The 16735-nt window shown below is 31.4% G+C and carries 12 protein-coding genes; 6 read left to right on the plus strand and 6 right to left on the minus strand.

What is annotated here, in order from left to right; all coding sequences use genetic code 11:
• Window positions 1-74: 74 nt before the first annotated feature.
• From V9L05_RS16915 to V9L05_RS16935, 5 genes are all read left to right on the plus strand, one after another.
• Window positions 75-1487, plus strand: a complete 1413-nt coding sequence (locus tag V9L05_RS16915) for a chorismate-binding protein (RefSeq protein WP_338813020.1) — start codon at window positions 75-77, stop codon at window positions 1485-1487.
• A gap of 122 nt (window positions 1488-1609) precedes the next feature.
• A complete protein-coding gene (locus V9L05_RS16920; RefSeq protein WP_338813021.1) occupies window positions 1610-2236 on the plus strand; it encodes an aminodeoxychorismate/anthranilate synthase component II in 627 nt (208 codons plus the stop codon).
• Window positions 2237-2343: 107 nt separating this feature from the next.
• Window positions 2344-3363, plus strand: coding sequence for an anthranilate phosphoribosyltransferase (gene trpD, locus V9L05_RS16925; protein ID WP_338813022.1), 1020 nt, complete (start codon window positions 2344-2346; stop codon window positions 3361-3363).
• Window positions 3364-3492: 129 nt separating this feature from the next.
• The gene (trpC, locus tag V9L05_RS16930; RefSeq protein WP_338813024.1) at window positions 3493-4296 is read left to right on the plus strand and encodes an indole-3-glycerol phosphate synthase TrpC; all 804 of its coding nucleotides are present in this window, start codon (window positions 3493-3495) and stop codon (window positions 4294-4296) included.
• Window positions 4297-4437: 141 nt separating this feature from the next.
• Entirely contained in the window at window positions 4438-6372 is a 1935-nt protein-coding gene (locus V9L05_RS16935) for a TonB-dependent receptor plug domain-containing protein (protein ID WP_338813025.1), read from the plus strand.
• Between the two features lie 24 nt (window positions 6373-6396).
• On the opposite strand, the gene V9L05_RS16940 is transcribed toward V9L05_RS16935, so the two are convergent.
• The 6 genes from V9L05_RS16940 to V9L05_RS16965 all read right to left on the minus strand — a co-directional run bounded on the left by V9L05_RS16940 (window position 6397) and on the right by V9L05_RS16965 (window position 13015).
• Window positions 6397-6921: a YetF domain-containing protein gene (locus V9L05_RS16940; protein WP_338813026.1), complete on the minus strand. Its 525-nt coding sequence runs from the start codon at window positions 6919-6921 to the stop codon at window positions 6397-6399.
• A gap of 124 nt (window positions 6922-7045) precedes the next feature.
• On the minus strand, window positions 7046-7627 hold the full coding sequence (locus V9L05_RS16945) for an urea carboxylase-associated family protein (protein WP_338813028.1): 582 nt from the start codon (window positions 7625-7627) through the stop codon (window positions 7046-7048).
• 128 nt (window positions 7628-7755) lie between these two features.
• Window positions 7756-8451: a guanitoxin biosynthesis heme-dependent pre-guanitoxin N-hydroxylase GntA gene (gene gntA / locus V9L05_RS16950; RefSeq protein WP_338813029.1), complete on the minus strand. Its 696-nt coding sequence runs from the start codon at window positions 8449-8451 to the stop codon at window positions 7756-7758.
• A 157-nt stretch (window positions 8452-8608) separates the two neighbouring features.
• The gene (locus tag V9L05_RS16955; protein WP_338813030.1) at window positions 8609-10669 is read right to left on the minus strand and encodes a tetratricopeptide repeat protein; all 2061 of its coding nucleotides are present in this window, start codon (window positions 10667-10669) and stop codon (window positions 8609-8611) included.
• An 83-nt stretch (window positions 10670-10752) separates the two neighbouring features.
• Window positions 10753-12294 carry a hypothetical protein gene (locus V9L05_RS16960; RefSeq protein ID WP_338792031.1) on the minus strand — a complete coding sequence of 514 codons (1542 nt, stop codon included), beginning with the start codon at window positions 12292-12294 and terminating at the stop codon, window positions 10753-10755.
• 91 nt (window positions 12295-12385) lie between these two features.
• The gene (locus tag V9L05_RS16965) at window positions 12386-13015 is read right to left on the minus strand and encodes a LysE family translocator (protein ID WP_338813031.1); all 630 of its coding nucleotides are present in this window, start codon (window positions 13013-13015) and stop codon (window positions 12386-12388) included.
• A 294-nt stretch (window positions 13016-13309) separates the two neighbouring features.
• Between V9L05_RS16965 and V9L05_RS16970 the strand changes: the two genes are divergently transcribed.
• Complete coding sequence (locus tag V9L05_RS16970) at window positions 13310-16714, plus strand: two-component regulator propeller domain-containing protein (protein WP_338813033.1); 3405 nt, start codon at window positions 13310-13312, stop codon at window positions 16712-16714.
• The last annotated feature ends 21 nt before the right edge of the window (window positions 16715-16735 follow it).

A 16735-nucleotide genomic window follows, 5' to 3' on the forward strand; every position in this document is an offset into this window, starting at 1 on the left:
TTTGTTTAAAAATAAAAAAATATTCACACTTGCCGTTGTTGGTGTCCCCACAAACAACACATAATACAAAATCTATGAATTTCAAATTAAAAACCTTTACTCAAAAAATATTAGCTGATACGCTTACGCCTGTTGGAATTTATTTAAAACTAAGAGATAAATATCCAATGAGTTTTCTGTTGGAATCTTCAGATTATCATGGCAATCAAAATGCCTTTACATATATCTGTTGTGAGTCAATAGCGAATTTTAAGGTAGAAAATGAAACCATTTATCAATCTTTTCCAGATGGAAGCACTACAGAAAAAGAGATTGAAAATCCATCAGAAGTAACAGAAGCTCTCACAAAATTTTCAAAGAGTTTTAAAGCCGAAAAGAATAAACACAACTTTATTACAAACGGACTTTTTGGTTATACTACGTATGATGCTGTTAAGTATTTTGAAAAAATACCAGAACCCAAAACTGAAAAACTCAAGATTCCATTAGTTCAATATCACGTTTTCAAATATGTAATTGCGATTAATCACTTCAAAAATGAACTTCATATTTTTGAACATCAACTAGAAAATGAAAATGGAAATGAGCCAACTTTCAAAAAAGTATTAGATGTTCTTCAAAACAAAAATGCCCCTACGTATTCTTTTAAAACAGAAGGAGAAGAAACTTCAAATATGATAGATGAAGACTTTTTGGATAATGTAAATCACGGAATTTCGCATTGCAAGCGTGGCGATGTCTTTCAAATTGTTCTTTCAAGACGTTACAAACAAAAATTTGAAGGCGATGATTTTAATGTTTATCGTGCCTTACGCAGCGTAAATCCTTCACCTTATTTGTTTTATTTTGATTATGGAAGTTTCAAGTTAATGGGTTCTTCGCCAGAGGCGCAACTTGTAGTCAAAAATAGAAAAGCAACTATCCATCCGATTGCAGGAACTTTCAAACGAACAGGAAATGATTCTGCTGATGCTGCCTTGGCTGTTCAACTTCAAAATGACCCAAAAGAAAATGCTGAACATGTTATGCTTGTTGATTTGGCAAGAAATGATTTGAGTAGAAATGGAACAAATGTAAATGTTGATGTTTTTAGAGAAGTTCAATATTTTTCTCACGTTATTCATTTGGTTTCTGAAGTGAGTGGCGAGCTTTTACCTGAAGTTTCTCCTTTGCAGATTGCTGCTGATACATTCCCAGCAGGTACGCTTTCAGGTTCTCCAAAACCAAATGCTCTTTCTCTCATTCATAAATATGAACCCGAAAATCGTAGTTATTACGGTGGTGCGATTGGTTTTATTGGTTTCAATGGCGACTATAATCATGCAATTATGATTCGTTCGTTTTTGAGCAAAGAAAATTCACTTTACTTTCAAGCAGGTGCAGGAATTGTAGAAAGTTCTGTTCCTGAAAATGAACTTGCAGAAGTAGGAAATAAATTGGCAGCCCTTCGAAAAGCCTTAAAATTAGCAGAAGAAATCGTCTTGTAGAGTGGCGAAAAGTTACCTTTAATTTACTCTATACCCCCTTTACTAATATAATAATAATTTATAAACCCAACCGTTGTTGAGAATTGTATTTCAATCTCAATGACGGTTATAAAAACGAAAAAATGAAACAAATAGCTGTCATAGATAATTACGATTCTTTCGTTTATAATTTAGTTCATTATTTGAGAGAACTAACAAGCGAATTATCCAATAATAAAGAACAACAAGCACAAATTACCGTTTTTAGAAACGACCAAGTAACGCTAGAAGAACTAGAAAAATTTGATAAAATCTTGCTTTCTCCCGGTGGTGGTATTCCGTCAGAAGCAGGAAAATTACTAGAGATTATCCGTCATTTTGCACCTACAAAAGATATGTTAGGTGTTTGTTTGGGGCATCAAGCATTGGGGGAAGTATTTGGTGCAAAACTAGAAAATTTATCTCAAGTCTATCATGGAAAGGCAACTCCTATCAAAGTTTTGACAGAAGATAGTCTGTTTGCAGGACTTCCAGCCAAAATAGATGTAGGTCGTTATCATTCTTGGGTTATTCAAAAGGACAGTTTGCCAACTGATTTTGAAATAACTGCCGTAGATGAACAAGGCGAAATTATGGCAATTTCTCACAAAAAATATAAACTAAAAGGCATTCAATTCCACCCAGAATCTATCCTTACACCAGAAGGAAAAATGATTATTAAAAATTGGTTGGAAAACGTACCACAGACTTCCCAGTCTGTGAATAAATAAATTTCAATTAACCGTCAACGAGCTTAAAAGCGTCGTTGAGGATTTATAATTTCTATCTAAACCTCGTTGACGGCGAAGTCTCAACGACGGTTGATAAACATACAAAAATGAAAAACATACTAAATCACTTATACGAACACCACACCATTACAAGAGAAGAAGCAAAAAATCTCTTGATTCAAATCTCAAATGGCGATTATAATCAACTTCAAGTTGCATCTTTTCTGACAGTTTTTAATATGCGAAGCATTACAGTGGATGAGCTTTTGGGCTTTCGTGATGCGATGCTAGAAACGTGTTTGCGTGTAGATTTGTCGGCTTATGATGCGATAGATTTATGTGGAACAGGTGGCGATGGCAAAAATACCTTTAATATTTCGACGATTACATCTTTTGTGGTTGCTGGTGCAGGTGTGAAGGTTGCCAAACATGGAAATTATGGTGTTTCTTCGCCTTGTGGTTCGTCGAATGTATTGGAACATTTGGGTGTAGTTTTTACGACAGATGAATCTGTTTTACAAAGACAAATTGAGGAAGCAAATATTTGTTTTTTACATGCGCCTTTGTTTCACCCTGCTGCAAAGGCTGTTGCGCCTGTTCGTTTACGTTTGGGAACAAAAACGTTCTTTAATATGCTAGGACCTATGGTAAATCCTGCTTTTGTAAAACGTCAGATGATTGGTGTTTTTAGTTTGGAATTGGCTCGTTTGTATGCGTATCTCTATCAAAAACAGGAAGGTTCACAGTTTTCGATTGTGCATTCTTTGGCTGGATATGATGAAATTTCGCTTACTTCTCCTTTCAAAATGATTACCAATGAAGGCGAATTTATTCTTTCTCCAAAAGATTTGCATACAGAAACTTTAAAGCCAAATCAAATTGAAGGAGGAACAACTATAAAAGAAGCTGCTGATATATTTTTAAGTGTTTTGAATAACAAAGCAACAGAAGCACAAAAAGAAGTTGTTTTGACAAATTCTGCTATTGCACTTCAAACTTCTTTTAGAAATACAAACAAAGAAACCTCTTTTGAAGAAGCGAAAGCACTAGCAAAAGAATCTTTAGAAAGTGGAAAGGCGTATGAAGCTCTACAGAAATTATTAAAACTTTCTCCTCAATTGGTTTAAATTACGACCTGCCAAAGCAGCGAAGCTAATTACGAATTATGTTTCCCTTAGAAAATATTTATACTATATGGTAAACAGAATTGAAATTTCATCTTGATAACTGTTTACTGATAATTTATAACTGAAAGAATGCTAGAAAAAATAATCCTTCATAAACAAAAAGAAGTTGCCCAGCTCAAAAAAGAAATTTCTATTGAAAGCCTAAAACAAAAGCCTTTTTTTAATAGAGAAACAATTTCTTTTAAAAATTCTATCAAAAATGGTTCTGGAATTATTGCAGAATTCAAACGAAAATCTCCATCAAAAGGAATAATTAATGATTCAGTCGATGTTATTGAAATCACACAAGGTTATGCCTCTGCTGGTGCTTCTGCGCTTTCCGTTCTGACAGATACAGAATTTTTTGGTGGACAAATAAGCGATTTAGAAATTGCTCGTGCATATAATGAAATTCCTATTTTGAGAAAAGATTTTATGATAGATGAATTTCAAATATATCGTGCAAAAGCGAGTGGGGCAGATTTAATTTTGCTTATTGCTGCTGTTCTGTCTCCCAAAAGATGCCTAGAGCTTGCCGAAAAAGCAAAAGAATTAGGCTTAGAAATTTTGCTAGAAATTCATGCAAAAGAAGAGCTAGAACAGGTTAAAGAAATTGCTCACATAGTTGATGCTGTTGGTGTAAATAATAGAAATCTAAAAACATTTGATGTTGATATTGAGGAATCAATGCGACTTTTTGATGAAATTCAAACAATTAAGAAGGAAAATCAAAGCAAAAATGATTTTGTGCTAATTTCTGAAAGTGGTTTGTCTGATATAGAAACTGTTTTAAGATTAAAACAAAAAGGATTTGAAGGCTTTTTGATGGGAGAATATTTTATGAAACAACAAAACCCTGCACAAGCATGTAAAGAGTTTATAGAAAAATTGTAATTTTGTGTAGCCATGTAGCATACGCTTTAGCGTGTGTAACATGTACCGTAGGCTTTAGCCTTCGGAAAGTATATTTATTTTACAAAGACTAAAGTCTTCGGTACATTTCGCACCTTAAAAGGTACGCTACAAATAAAAATTGTGTCAAAATTTGCTCTTACTATCTTGTTTTTCTTTATATTTTTTTATTCCTTTTCTCAAACTAATTCTGAACAAGATTCTATCATTCAATTAAATGCTGTCGAAATTCAATCTAATTCTTTAGAAGAAAAAGCAGCAGGTTTTGAGGTTCAGAAACTGGACTCTTTGGCAATGGCAAGTTATCAGACTTCTGATTTGGGCAGACTTTTATCGTATCGAACGCCTATTTTTTTGAAGTTTTATAGCATCTCTGGTTTGGCTTCTCCGTCTTTTCGTGGAACAAGTGCAGGACATACACAAGTTTTTTGGGAAGAAATTCCTCTTAATTCCCCTACTTTGGGACAGGTAGATTTTTCGCTTTTTCCTATTGGATTACTAGACGAAGTAAATGTTCATTATGGAGCAGCTAGTTTGCGTTATGGAGAAGGAGGTTTTGGAGGTGGAATTTCTTTAAATCATAATCCTAAAAATACAAAAAAAGACTTTTCATTGAATTGGATTCAATCCATAGGGAGCTTTCAGACTTTCAAACAGCTTTTGACGACTTCCTATTCTATTTCAAATTCAAAACGATTACATATAAAAGCTACAAGTCGTTTTTTTTATAAATCTGCCAAAAATAATTATTCCTATAATTACAACAGAGAAACATTTACTAGAAAACGAGCAGCGACAGAGCAAAAAGGAATTGTTCAAGAATTTTATTTTCTGCCAAAAAACACAGCCAGACTTTCCGATCATCAATTTTCGTTTCATTTTTGGGCGCAAGATGCAAGCCGAGAACTTCCACCACCTATAACAGTTCCTATAAACGAAGAAACGCAAGATGATTTTTCTGTTCGTAATCTTTTACAATGGAAATACAAGAAAAAAAACTTTGAAGTTAGTACAAAAGCAGGTTATTTGTATGATTTTTTAGAATATAGAAATGAAACTTCGGCTATTGCTTCGAAGACAAAAAATCAATCGTATCATTTGCTTTCAGAATTGAAATATGCTCCTTCTCAAAAAATTCTTTTACAAACAGGAATCCGAATAAGACAAGATTTTGCTGATGTAGATGGTTATAATCAAAGACATTCACAGGCACAACAAAGCATTTTTGCTTCGATAGAATATTCACCTTCCCACTTTTTTCAAACTAATTTTTTAGCTCGTCAAGTTGTTTTAGATGATGAATTTCAAGCCTTTTTACCTTCTTTAGGTGTTAATTTTGTTAAAAATAATTTGGAAGTCAAAGCTAATGTGGCTCGTAATTTTCGTGCGCCTACTCTCAATGATAGATATTGGTTTCCCGTTGGTAACCCTGATTTGAAAAATGAAGAGGGTTGGAATGGGGAATTTTCGGCAATTTATCATTTTATAAATAAAGTAAGTGATAAAAACATTACAAAATTTTCTTTCTCTTCGCTTTATTTTTGGGCTAATATTGATGATTGGATTTTGTGGTCTCCTGCTGTGGCAGGTTATTGGCGACCAGAAAATTTGCGTTCTGTCTTTTCACAGGGAATTGAAAGTAATCTTTTTTTCAAAAAATCTACTCAAAGTTTCAATCTTGAAGCAAATATTTCATATACTTATACTAATTCAAAAAATTTAGAAAAAATTAGAGATTTGGATGAATCAGCAGGAAAACAGCTTATTTATACTCCTTTTCATCAGCAAAAAAGTTTTGTTTATGCAGCTTATAAAAGTCAGTTCTTGAGAATAGAACAACAGTTTGTAGGCAAACGTTTTACCACAACGACAAATACAGAATATTTACCTTCTTATTTTTTGGCTAACTTCTCTCTAGGAAAAACAATCAATTATAAAAAAGTGAAGTTTGTTTTAGAGCTAAATTGTCAGAATGTTTTTAATTATCAATATCAATCTATGGCTTTTTATCCAATGGTAGGACGTAGTTTTGAGTTTGTTTTGAGAACGAAATTTTAGAGTAAAATATTTGTAAAGTTAATCCTAAAAATTACTCACTTCCAAGTTTTTAATTGTTTGGGCTTCTCTGTTACTTACTTTCTCCATGATGTTTATATCACCAGTTGTTTCTAAAATAATTGCATCAATATTTTTCAAATCTTCAATTCCTTTCCTTCTTGCTGCTACATACAATTCATCAATAGTAATTCGTTCTTTTTTCAAAATACTTTCGTATAACTCTCCTTTATAAAGTAATAGAGTGGGTTTGCTAGTAACTATATTTTTCACAAACTTGAAGCGTACCGAAAGCCAAGTAATTGCAAATTGCATGAAAACGAGCAAAGAAAAACAAACCACTCCTTCTGATAATGATATACTTTTATTTAAAGCTACTGCAGCCAGACTTGAACCGAAGACGACGGTAATAACAAAATCAAAAGCATTCATTTTCGAAAGTGTACGTTTACCAGAGATTCGAAGCAGGAAAATCATAGCTATATAACCCAAAAAAGTCATTATGATTACTCTTACAATGCTTTCCCAATTATTAAAAAATATGTTTTCCATTTGATTCTATTTTGTATAATTTTTTTTAATAAAAAATCAGATTTTTAAAGTGATTAATTGAGGTTCTTTTACTCTTCTAAATCAGACCATAAATAAGGCTTTCTACTGAAGGAAATATAGATAATTAGTCTATAATTTGATATTGAATAGGTTTGAAACTTCCTCCATTGCTATCTTCTGCCGAACAGGCTGTAAGTGCAACAATCAAATTCATTTTAGCTTCAAAAAGAACATAATCACCAGCTTTACTTAAAGGAGGCAAAACACTCAACTTTCCATCTGATGCAAATTGCACATTCATAAAAACATTAAATGCTGTTGGAACTTCATCAGGTTCGATTCCGTATTTTTCCAAATTTGTATATAAATTTTCAAAACAACTTGGATGATATTCAGGGTTTTTATACATAATCTGAAATGTTTCTGGACTACAAGGCGCAAGTAAAAAGTCATTTCTTCCGTTTGTATCCTCCAATATTTCCATCATTTTTTGGCTACGATTACTCCAAATGAAATTTCCTTTTGTGATGAGAATAGTCTCTTCAAAATCAAGAGTTTTACCAGAAGAAATTTTTTCTCGCTTATCTTCTGCGTTGAATAAAACCATATCGCTTACTTGCTGACCTTTTGGGTCAATAACTTTTAGTTTTTGTCCTTTTTGTAGTTTAAAGGCACTTCCTGTTTGTTTTTCGATGGTATGAACCATTTTTTAATCTGTTTTTTGATTCTAAAATTCTAAAAAATTATTTTTCTAAGAAGAAATTCGTGGGTTTAGTTTTAATTCTGAAAATTAGTTTCTCTTTTTTAATAAAAAGAAGAACGAAACCCATAACTTTAGTTATGGGAAAAATTGCTATGAAAAGGACATTTCCATTTAGCATCTACAGCTCGTCCACTATATTGTTTGGCTTCGCTATTTTTTTCTCCAAAATCTTCTAACATAGGATTAATATATCCTTGTAATTTTTCATCTCGGCTACGAATGGTATCTCTTACTTTTTGATAAGCTCCCATTTCTCTGAGTTTTTCAAATTGTTCATGCAAATTGAAAGCAATGGCTGGCATTGGGGCTTGTCTTGCTTTTCTGGAGCTATTAGGATGCAATCCTACAATATAAAATGCTTTTCCTGCAATACTAAAACTAAAATCTTTGTCTGCTGGATTACTACTTACTGTTTCATCCCATTCTTGATTATCTAGTTCATGTAAATTTTGTAATTGTTTCCATAATAACTCTTCAAAATGTTTTTCTGAATAATTTTCAGTTGTATTGAAGGTAGCTATGAAAGTAAAAAAGTCTTTAGATTCAAAATCGTAATTAGCTAGGTAATCTTCCAAATCTGTAAGAAGTTTCTTAGCTGTTTCCTCTGAACCAAAATCAGAATAAGTACGAACTCGTAACTGATTCTTTTTGAAAACAGTTTGAGCCATCAAACATGGATGGTTAGCTTCAATGATAAATTTGGCGAAAGCTGCTTTTGCTTGTTTAGCATTCTTAAATTGAGCAGTTGCTTGTGCTTGACTATTCATAAACATAAAAAATAAAGATTAAAAAATGAGGAATAGTATCATAAGATATTTTTCCTAGTGATTTATTAACTCTACTCTTTAATTTTTGTTTATGTATAACGTATAATAAATACTCTTTTTTTATTGAATGATAAACAAAAATGGCTAAATATTTTTACTAAAACTCTATTCCCACCACCATAATATCATCTGTTTGAGATTCATTACCTTTCCATTTTTCTAATTTTTCAATTACTTCGCTTTCTTGAATAGAGAGAGGTGCATCAGTAGAAATGAGTTTTTCAAAATTCTTTCTCAAGAATTTCTTGTTTTCTTTTCCTCCAAATTGATCTTGATAACCATCAGAAGTCAAATAAATACGCATTCCTTTTTTTAGTTCTAAAAAAGTATTTTCAAAGTTTGTTCGTTTGTGTCTAAATTGATGTTCTCCAATAGGTCTTCTTGTGGCTTTTATACAGTTTAATTTTTGATTTGGAATGCGATAATACAAAGGAATTTTTGCACCTGCATAGACAAGCTGATTTTCTTTTAGAATTATTTTGAGAATAGCGATATCCATTCCATCCTTTATTTGTGTTTGTTTTTGATGTAAATGTGCTTGCAACAAATCATCTAATTCTTCTAACATTTCTGCTGGATTTAATTCTTTTTCAGATGAATTATGATGTGTAAAAATATCATTGAGTAAAGAATTACATAGAATTGTCATAAAAGCACCCGAAACGCCATGTCCTGTACAGTCGGCTAAAGCTATGTAAAAAGTGCTTTCTTTTTGAGCAAACCAAAGACAGTCTCCACCTACAATATCTTTAGGACGATTGAGAATAAAATGAGTGGGAAAGTATTGAAAAAGTTGAGTTTCATTTACTTGAATAGCATCTTGAATATGTTTTGCATAATTAATACTTTCTTTTACTTTTTGATTGGCAGAGGTAATCTCATTATTTTTCTGTGACAAAATCTGATTTGCCTTTTGGTTATCCTTAATTCGTTTGAGTGTCATTACAAGAATCAACAAGACTAAAAAAGTTACTCCACCAAGTAAATAGGTTTTTCCTTCTTCCCATTCAGATTGTTGCTGCAAAAACTCAATTTGCTGTTCTTTTTTTCCTACTTGAAAACGAGCTTCTAGTTCATTGATTTTTTCTAATTTACTTTCTTCAAAAAGAGTTTCTTTGAGCTTTACATATTTTTGAAGGTTATCTAAGGCTTTAGCAGGCTGTTCTATTTTTTGATAGAGTTGTGTCAGAAATTCATAATTTTCTAATTCTACAGAGCTATTGCTTGTTTGGATAGCTAGTTCTAAACTTTTTTCAAACAATATTTTTGCTTCATTATATTCTTTTTGGGCTAAACGAACCTGTCCCATATTTACTAATGTAGCTGACATGCTAGACAGATTTTCTAACTTTTCTTTGAGTTGAAGTGCTTGTTCGTAATAATGGTAAGCCGAATCATAATTGGAAAGAACAAAGAGTTCGTAACCAATATTATTAAGAGTAAAAGCAATACCTCGTTCAAAATTTATTTCTTTACAAAGTTGTAATGTTCGGCGATAAAACTCCAATGCCTTTTGAGGTTTTTTTTGATCAGAATAAAGAATTCCTAAACTATTGGTTGAAGCTGCTTCTCCTCGTTTTATACCTAGTTCTTGGTATAATTTTAAAGCTCTTTGATAGTATTCGATAGCTTTGTCTTCATTTTTTAGGTTTCGATGTACATCTCCAATTTGTTTACTAACATCAGCTATAAGTTCTTTTTTATTATTTTTCTCAGCATTTTTTAATACTTCCATAAAAAGGCTATATGCCTTTTGATCATCTCCAATAGTATAAAAAATGCCAGCTAAAGAAGTTTTCCAGTGATTGGCAAGTGTATCTAAAGTGATTTTATTTACTTCCTTTTGAAGAAATAAGGCTTTTTCGTAGGCTTCTATGGCTTCAATAGAGTTTCCTTGTTGGTTTTCCAAAAATCCAAATGCTGCATGTAGTCTTGCTTCCAGTAGTTTATCATTTGTGTCATTCTGTAATATGACATTTAAAACCTTTCTTTTGTCGTCTAATGATATTTCAGATTCTAAAAGAGTATTTAACCAATTTCCTTTTTCTTGCTTGCTAATACTTTTATAAACAGTAAGTAAACTATCTGCTGTATTGGCAAATAAAGTAAAAGGAAAAAAGACACATAATAGGACTATATATAGTTTTTGTAAATACATATTTTATATAATGGAACAGCATATTTTATTCTACTTTAAAGAAACATAGATTTCTGTCTATTTCCAAATTATGTAGTAAAATCTTAGTTTCTCTTGTTTGCTATTTCTAAAAGCGTTTCATAATATTCTCGTCTTTCCATTTTGGATTTGAGCCACGCATAGAAAGCCATTTCTTGTAAATCTTCTTGCTGACTACTTTCTGCAAAAGTAATTACTTTATCAACTTTTTCTGAAAAATCAGGGTGTGTAACTCGCTGTGGATAACGCATATATTCTTCCAAAAGATTTAAAAAAGGTCTGCTGTTTTGATAATTAGATTGTCCTAAAAGAGAAGCATATTTTTGTTTTATTTTTGAGATAATTTTTCTTGCAATATCATCGTTTTTGAGTTCGAACTGCAAAACCGATTCAATGAGCCATTTTCTGACTACCCATTCTTTACCCATTTTTTTCTCTACCCAAGTATCAGAATGACCAAAGTCTAATAAAACTTTGTGAGCTTGTTTGAAATTACTTTTTTGAAAATGATAAAACACAAGATTAAGATGTGTATTCAAAATATCATTTGTAGAAAGAATAGATTTATTTTTTTTGAGCAAATTTTCTAATAACTGAATGGCTTTTTCTCGTTGTTCTGTAAAGGCAAGATTAGCAGCCGTAAGAAGAATAAATTTTGAATAAAAAGAAGTTTTATAGCTTTTTGAATTTTTGGTAGAAGAATCTAAAATACTTTTAAATTCCTCAAGGTAAGATAGCGATTCTTTAAATTTTTTGTTACGATATAAAACGTGAGCCAGCATATAAAGCAATGAAAGTCTGTAGTATTGATTGTAAGACTGATTTTTTTCAGAAATCATCATATCTTTTAATAACTCATCATAATTTGCACGCAAAAAAAACTCAAAATTATAATAATCCTTTTTAGCCACTACGGCATTTCTAGCAATGGAAAGTAAATTAAAACGAATTCTAGGGCGTTCGCTTACTGCTTTTGTCAAATCCCATTCTTCTAAAATCTGATTCATCATTTTATCAAAATCTAATACTTTTCCTTCTCGTTTTGCTTCTGCAAGTTGATTTTTTAAGATGCAGTTGGCAATGTGCGCTCGTTCTTCTTGTTCTGCCAAGATTTTATTTTGATTGCGTAGCTCTAAAAGTTCTTCAAAGGGAGGTGAAAACTCATTATCTGTATTGGCAAGAGCAAGATTATAAATTGAATTGAGAAGATGATATTGTTCGTTTTGTTGAGCTTGGTTTTGAGCTTTTTTGAGGTATTTCCAAGCAATATTTTCTAAATTTACTTCAAAAAGATAATGAGAAAGTGAAATTATTCCCATAATATCTGTTCCTTCAATCGTCTGGTCTGTACTTCTTGAAAGCGTAATAAAATCTATAAAATGTTGCATTAATCTTCTACGAAGAGCATGATAAGCCACTTTATTCTTGGTTTTTGGATAAAGACGTATCAATAATTCTTTTCCATTATAGATAGTTTCTTCTTGCAAAAGTTCTAAAAGCTGAAGGTCTTTTCTATTTTTACGGATTTTTTGACGCTGTACGAAAGCATGAAGAGCTTTTTTTTCCTCTTCCGAAAAAGTATCTAAAATAGAACGAAGATTATCCATGTATTAATTACGAATTACGAATTAAAAATTACGATTTGAAATTATAGCCTAAAATTATATAATTTCACTGGTATTGCTTAAGATAAGATAATTACTTTCTAGAAAAAACTAATACTAAGCCTAAAATTGACAATACACTTATTTTACTCCATTTTGTGATTTTCCAAAATTTAGGATTATTTAGATATTTAGTCAATTTACTTGCTAAAATAGCAATTGTTGCAAAAATTAAAAATGCTTGTGACATAAATATAAGTCCAAGTATAATCATCTGTAGCGTTATATTATATCCATTTGGACTTATAAACTGAGGCAAAAAAGCAATAAAAAATAAAGAAACTTTTGGGTTTAGGACGTTCATTAAAAATCCTTTTTTTACAAGAGGAAAAATTTTAGTTTTTTCAATATGACTAGTTGATTTTAAATCTAAGTCAGTTTTCTTCTCTTTAAAAGCCTTAAAAGCTAAATAAAATAGATATGCAGCACCTAAATATTTGATTATAGAAAATGCAAGAGCCGATTTTTGAATAATAATTGATAAACCTGTAGCTGCTGCCAAAGTATGTATAAGTACACCTAATGAAAGTCCAAGAGATATGGCAATTCCATCTTTTTGTCCTTTTGTTAAACTTTCTGTTAGTACAAATAAATTATCAGGTCCTGGCATCAATGTTAAAATTATTGATGCACCAATAAATGATAGTATTACTCCTAATTCCATGTTTGTTTTTTATAGTGTTATAAATTTTTTTTCATATTGTTGTTGGTGGTAATACCAAAAACGACATAAGTATTTTTATCAAGGATAAAATTTATAATATAACAACCCTATAAATACTTCTTCTTTCTACAAATTTACAATTAAATAATTTTGTTGTACTTATTGTTGAAGAGTTTACTCAGTTTTGACTCCAAATTGAAATTATATTTTTTTACTTTATAGAATTTGCGTATTTTTAGGTCACTATTATCCTATATTATTCTATCCTAGAAACTACTAATTTTTTGCAAATTTATGCACTTTTTTTCCCTTCAAAAAAAGAACAGCAGATTATTTTATTTTAATAATTTATTTGGTTACTCGTCTGCCTTTTTACTTCAACTACTTTTAGTAGTTTATTTCTCTACATTTTATTTTTCTTCTTCCTATGCTCAAGGCGTTCGTTTTTCAGCGATTACGACGGCAGAAGGGCTTTCTCAGAATACTATTACAGCACTTATCCAAGATAATCAAGGGTTTTTGTGGATAGGAACTCCTGATGGTTTGCATAGGTATGATGGTTATTCATTGATAGACTACAAACACCTTCCTAATGATTCAACTTCTTTAATAGATAATTCTATTACAGCACTTTGTGAAGATAAAAATGGGGATATTTGGATAGGAACAGAAAAAGGAATTAGTAAATGGATTCGAAATAAAAATGCTTTCATACAAGTTCAGTTTGGCGAAACTGGAGCTATTCCACATACACAAATTAATAGTTTATTTAAGGATAATAAAGACAATATTTGGGTAGGAAGTCAAGAAGGACTCAGTTTTTATCAAGATAAGAAAAATGAATGGGTGCATTTTGCTTCCAACAATCAGAAATTATCTATTTTGAAAGATTTACCTATTTCAGCTATTGCTCAAGATACAAAAGGAACAATGTGGGTAGGTTCAGATTCATTAGGTCTATATAGAGTTGCATTAGCCCAGACCAATGAACAAGTAAAACATTTTGAATTAAAGGATGGTCTTTTAGATAACCATATTACTTCATTAGCAATAGATGCAACAGCAAATGTCATTTGGATAGGTACAAAAAAAGGATTACAAGCTCTTCATTTAGATAATTTGACTAATCAGCAAGCAACTCAAGAGCAAAAAAATGATAAATCATTTACATCTTTTGTTCATAAATCTAATGATGAAAATTCTATAAGTGATAATCATATTACAGGTCTTTTGATAGACAAAAGTGGAAATCTTTGGGTAGGAACTGCTTCACAAGGTTTGAATAAATATTTGAATGAGAAGTCAGGTTTTCTTCGTTTTCAAAAAGATGTTTATAATCCGTTTAGTTTGAGTGATAATACAGGAATAAAAGTTTTGTTTCAAGACCGTACAGGTGTTTTTTGGTTTGGAACATCACAAGGAGGATTAAATAAATATGACCCTGAAAAAATTAAATTTAGATTGTATCGCTCAGTAAATGACCTTCGTAAAAATGGAATTCAGGATAATAATATAACTTGTTTTTATAAAGATGATGAAGGAAAAACGTGGATAGGAACAAAAAAAGCAGGTATTTTTAGATATAATCCCAATATTGCAAATGGTTGGTTTACACAATATTCTCGTTATTCTCATGGAATGCCAAGCGATGATGTAACAGGGATTACACAGGATTTGTATGGAACAACTTGGTGTAGCACAAGAGATAGAGGAGTAGGTCGTTTTTCATATAAAAATGGAAATCTGACAATTGTTCAATACAAAAAACATTGGGAAGGGTTGCCTTCAAGCAGAATTTCAAAACTATTTACAGACAAAAAAGGTGAAATTTGGGTACTTACTTTTGAAGGCGATTTGTGTAAATATAATCGTTCTCTTAATGATTTTGAAGTGAAAATAGAAGGAGAGCCTAATCTGACAGATAATGAAATTATGCTTTCAGTAAAATCAACAGATAAAAACACCATTTGGGTAGGAACGCCTACAGGAGCGTATTTATATGATGTTGCAACAGAAAAAATTATTTTAGACAAACGAAAGGATCTTAAAGTTTGGGTGAGTGCTATCGAAGAAGTAGGTGAAAATAGTGTCTGGTTTAGCTCTAGTAAAGGTTTGATTCGTTATTATTCAAAACAAGATTCTTTGAGCTATTTTTCAAGAAAAGATGGTTTGCCTACTGATATGATTTATTCGGTTATTTTGGGAGAAGATAAAAATCTTTGGCTTTCTACAAATAAAGGAATTTCTCGTTTTTCTTTAAAAACACTAACAGCAAAATCGTATGATGAAACAAATGGTTTACAAGGGCAAGATTTTTTAGCAGGTTCATATTATGAAAGCGAAAAAGGAGAGTTGTTTTTTGGAGGAAAAGATGGATATAATGCTTTCTTTCCAACAGAAATAAAAGATGATCCATTACCTCCACAACTTGTTTTTACAGAAATAGAAATTTTTTCTAAATCACTTCCTTTTATAGACTTTATCACTAGAGTAGAAAACCCATTAGATAGTTATATCTTGACAGCCGATAGCCTTACTTTAGATTATGAAAAAACAGGTTTTTCTTTAGAGTTTGCAGCTCTTCATTTTTCTGACCCAAAAAAGAATATGTATGCTTACAAAATGGAAGGACTTGATGAAGAATGGACGTATGTAAATTCAGGACGTAGATTTGTAAATTATCCAACTCTACCTTATGGTAATTATGTTTTTAGAGTAAAGGCTTCTAATTCGGATGAAGTATGGAACGAAGAAGGAATTGCACTTTATATCAATGTTTCTACGCCTGTTTGGGAGCGTCTTTGGTTTAGAATATTGGGTGTTTTTATGATTGTGGGAATTATTTCTACTTTTTATATTGCCAAAATTAGAAGAAGTAAAAATCAACAGCTTTACTTAGAAACACAAGTAGCAGAACGTACAAAAGAACTTCAAGAAAAGAACAAGAATATGACAGATAGTTTGCGTTATGCTGAAACCATTCAAAAAGCTATTTTACCTACTGAAACTGATTTAAAAGAACATTTGCCTGAAGTATTTACAGTTTATGAACCTTTAGATATTGTTTCTGGAGATTTTTATTGGTTCAAAAATTTGGGTGATATTGTCTATGTTGCTGTGGCAGATTGTACAGGACATGGAGTTCCAGGAGCATTCATGTCTATGATTGGTAGTTCACTTTTGAGTGATATGGTACAGCAAAACCGAACTTTAAAACCTTGTGAAACTCTTGAGTTATTAAATACGAAAATAAGAACATCACTTTCCCAACAAGACAACAGAAATACAGATGGAATGGATATTTGTTTCTGTAAAATTAATTTAAAGACTCATCAAGTATGGTTTTCAGGTGCAAAACGACCTCTTTATATTACCAAAAAAGATGGCGTTTTTAAAGAGATAAAAGGAGATAGAAAATCTATTGGAGGAAGAAAAAGAGACAAAGATGAAAAAGTATTTACCACAACAGAAATTCAGCTTGAAAGTGGAGATATGATTTATCTAACTTCGGATGGATATGCTGATCAGCCTAACAGTAAAGGTAAAAAAATTGGTAGTTTGCAACTACAAGAAGTATTAAAAAATATTGCTTCTCTACCAGCTCAAAAACAAAAACAAGAACTTACAGATATGTTACTTGTACACCAAGGAGATACCAAGCAACGTGATGATATTGCAATTATGGGTATTCGGGTATAAAAAGTCAGTTTTAGTAAGCTA

It is taken from the genome of Bernardetia sp. Wsw4-3y2, assembly GCF_037126295.1.
GTDB lineage: Bacteria > Bacteroidota > Bacteroidia > Cytophagales > Bernardetiaceae > Bernardetia.

What these genes read in the sequence shown, in the direction of transcription:
- trpD (WP_338813022.1), top strand. Translation starts at nt 2,344, where the DNA reads ATGAAAAACATACTAAATCACTTATACGAACACCACACCATTACAAGA.
- V9L05_RS16960 (WP_338792031.1), bottom strand. Translation starts at nt 12,294, where the DNA reads ATGGATAATCTTCGTTCTATTTTAGATACTTTTTCGGAAGAGGAAAAA.
- trpC (WP_338813024.1), top strand. Translation starts at nt 3,493, where the DNA reads ATGCTAGAAAAAATAATCCTTCATAAACAAAAAGAAGTTGCCCAGCTC.
- gntA (WP_338813029.1), bottom strand. Translation starts at nt 8,451, where the DNA reads ATGAATAGTCAAGCACAAGCAACTGCTCAATTTAAGAATGCTAAACAA.
- V9L05_RS16915 (WP_338813020.1), top strand. Translation starts at nt 75, where the DNA reads ATGAATTTCAAATTAAAAACCTTTACTCAAAAAATATTAGCTGATACG.
- V9L05_RS16970 (WP_338813033.1), top strand. Translation starts at nt 13,310, where the DNA reads ATGCACTTTTTTTCCCTTCAAAAAAAGAACAGCAGATTATTTTATTTT.
- V9L05_RS16965 (WP_338813031.1), bottom strand. Translation starts at nt 13,015, where the DNA reads ATGGAATTAGGAGTAATACTATCATTTATTGGTGCATCAATAATTTTA.
- V9L05_RS16920 (WP_338813021.1), top strand. Translation starts at nt 1,610, where the DNA reads ATGAAACAAATAGCTGTCATAGATAATTACGATTCTTTCGTTTATAAT.
- V9L05_RS16945 (WP_338813028.1), bottom strand. Translation starts at nt 7,627, where the DNA reads ATGGTTCATACCATCGAAAAACAAACAGGAAGTGCCTTTAAACTACAA.
- V9L05_RS16940 (WP_338813026.1), bottom strand. Translation starts at nt 6,921, where the DNA reads ATGGAAAACATATTTTTTAATAATTGGGAAAGCATTGTAAGAGTAATC.
- V9L05_RS16955 (WP_338813030.1), bottom strand. Translation starts at nt 10,669, where the DNA reads ATGTATTTACAAAAACTATATATAGTCCTATTATGTGTCTTTTTTCCT.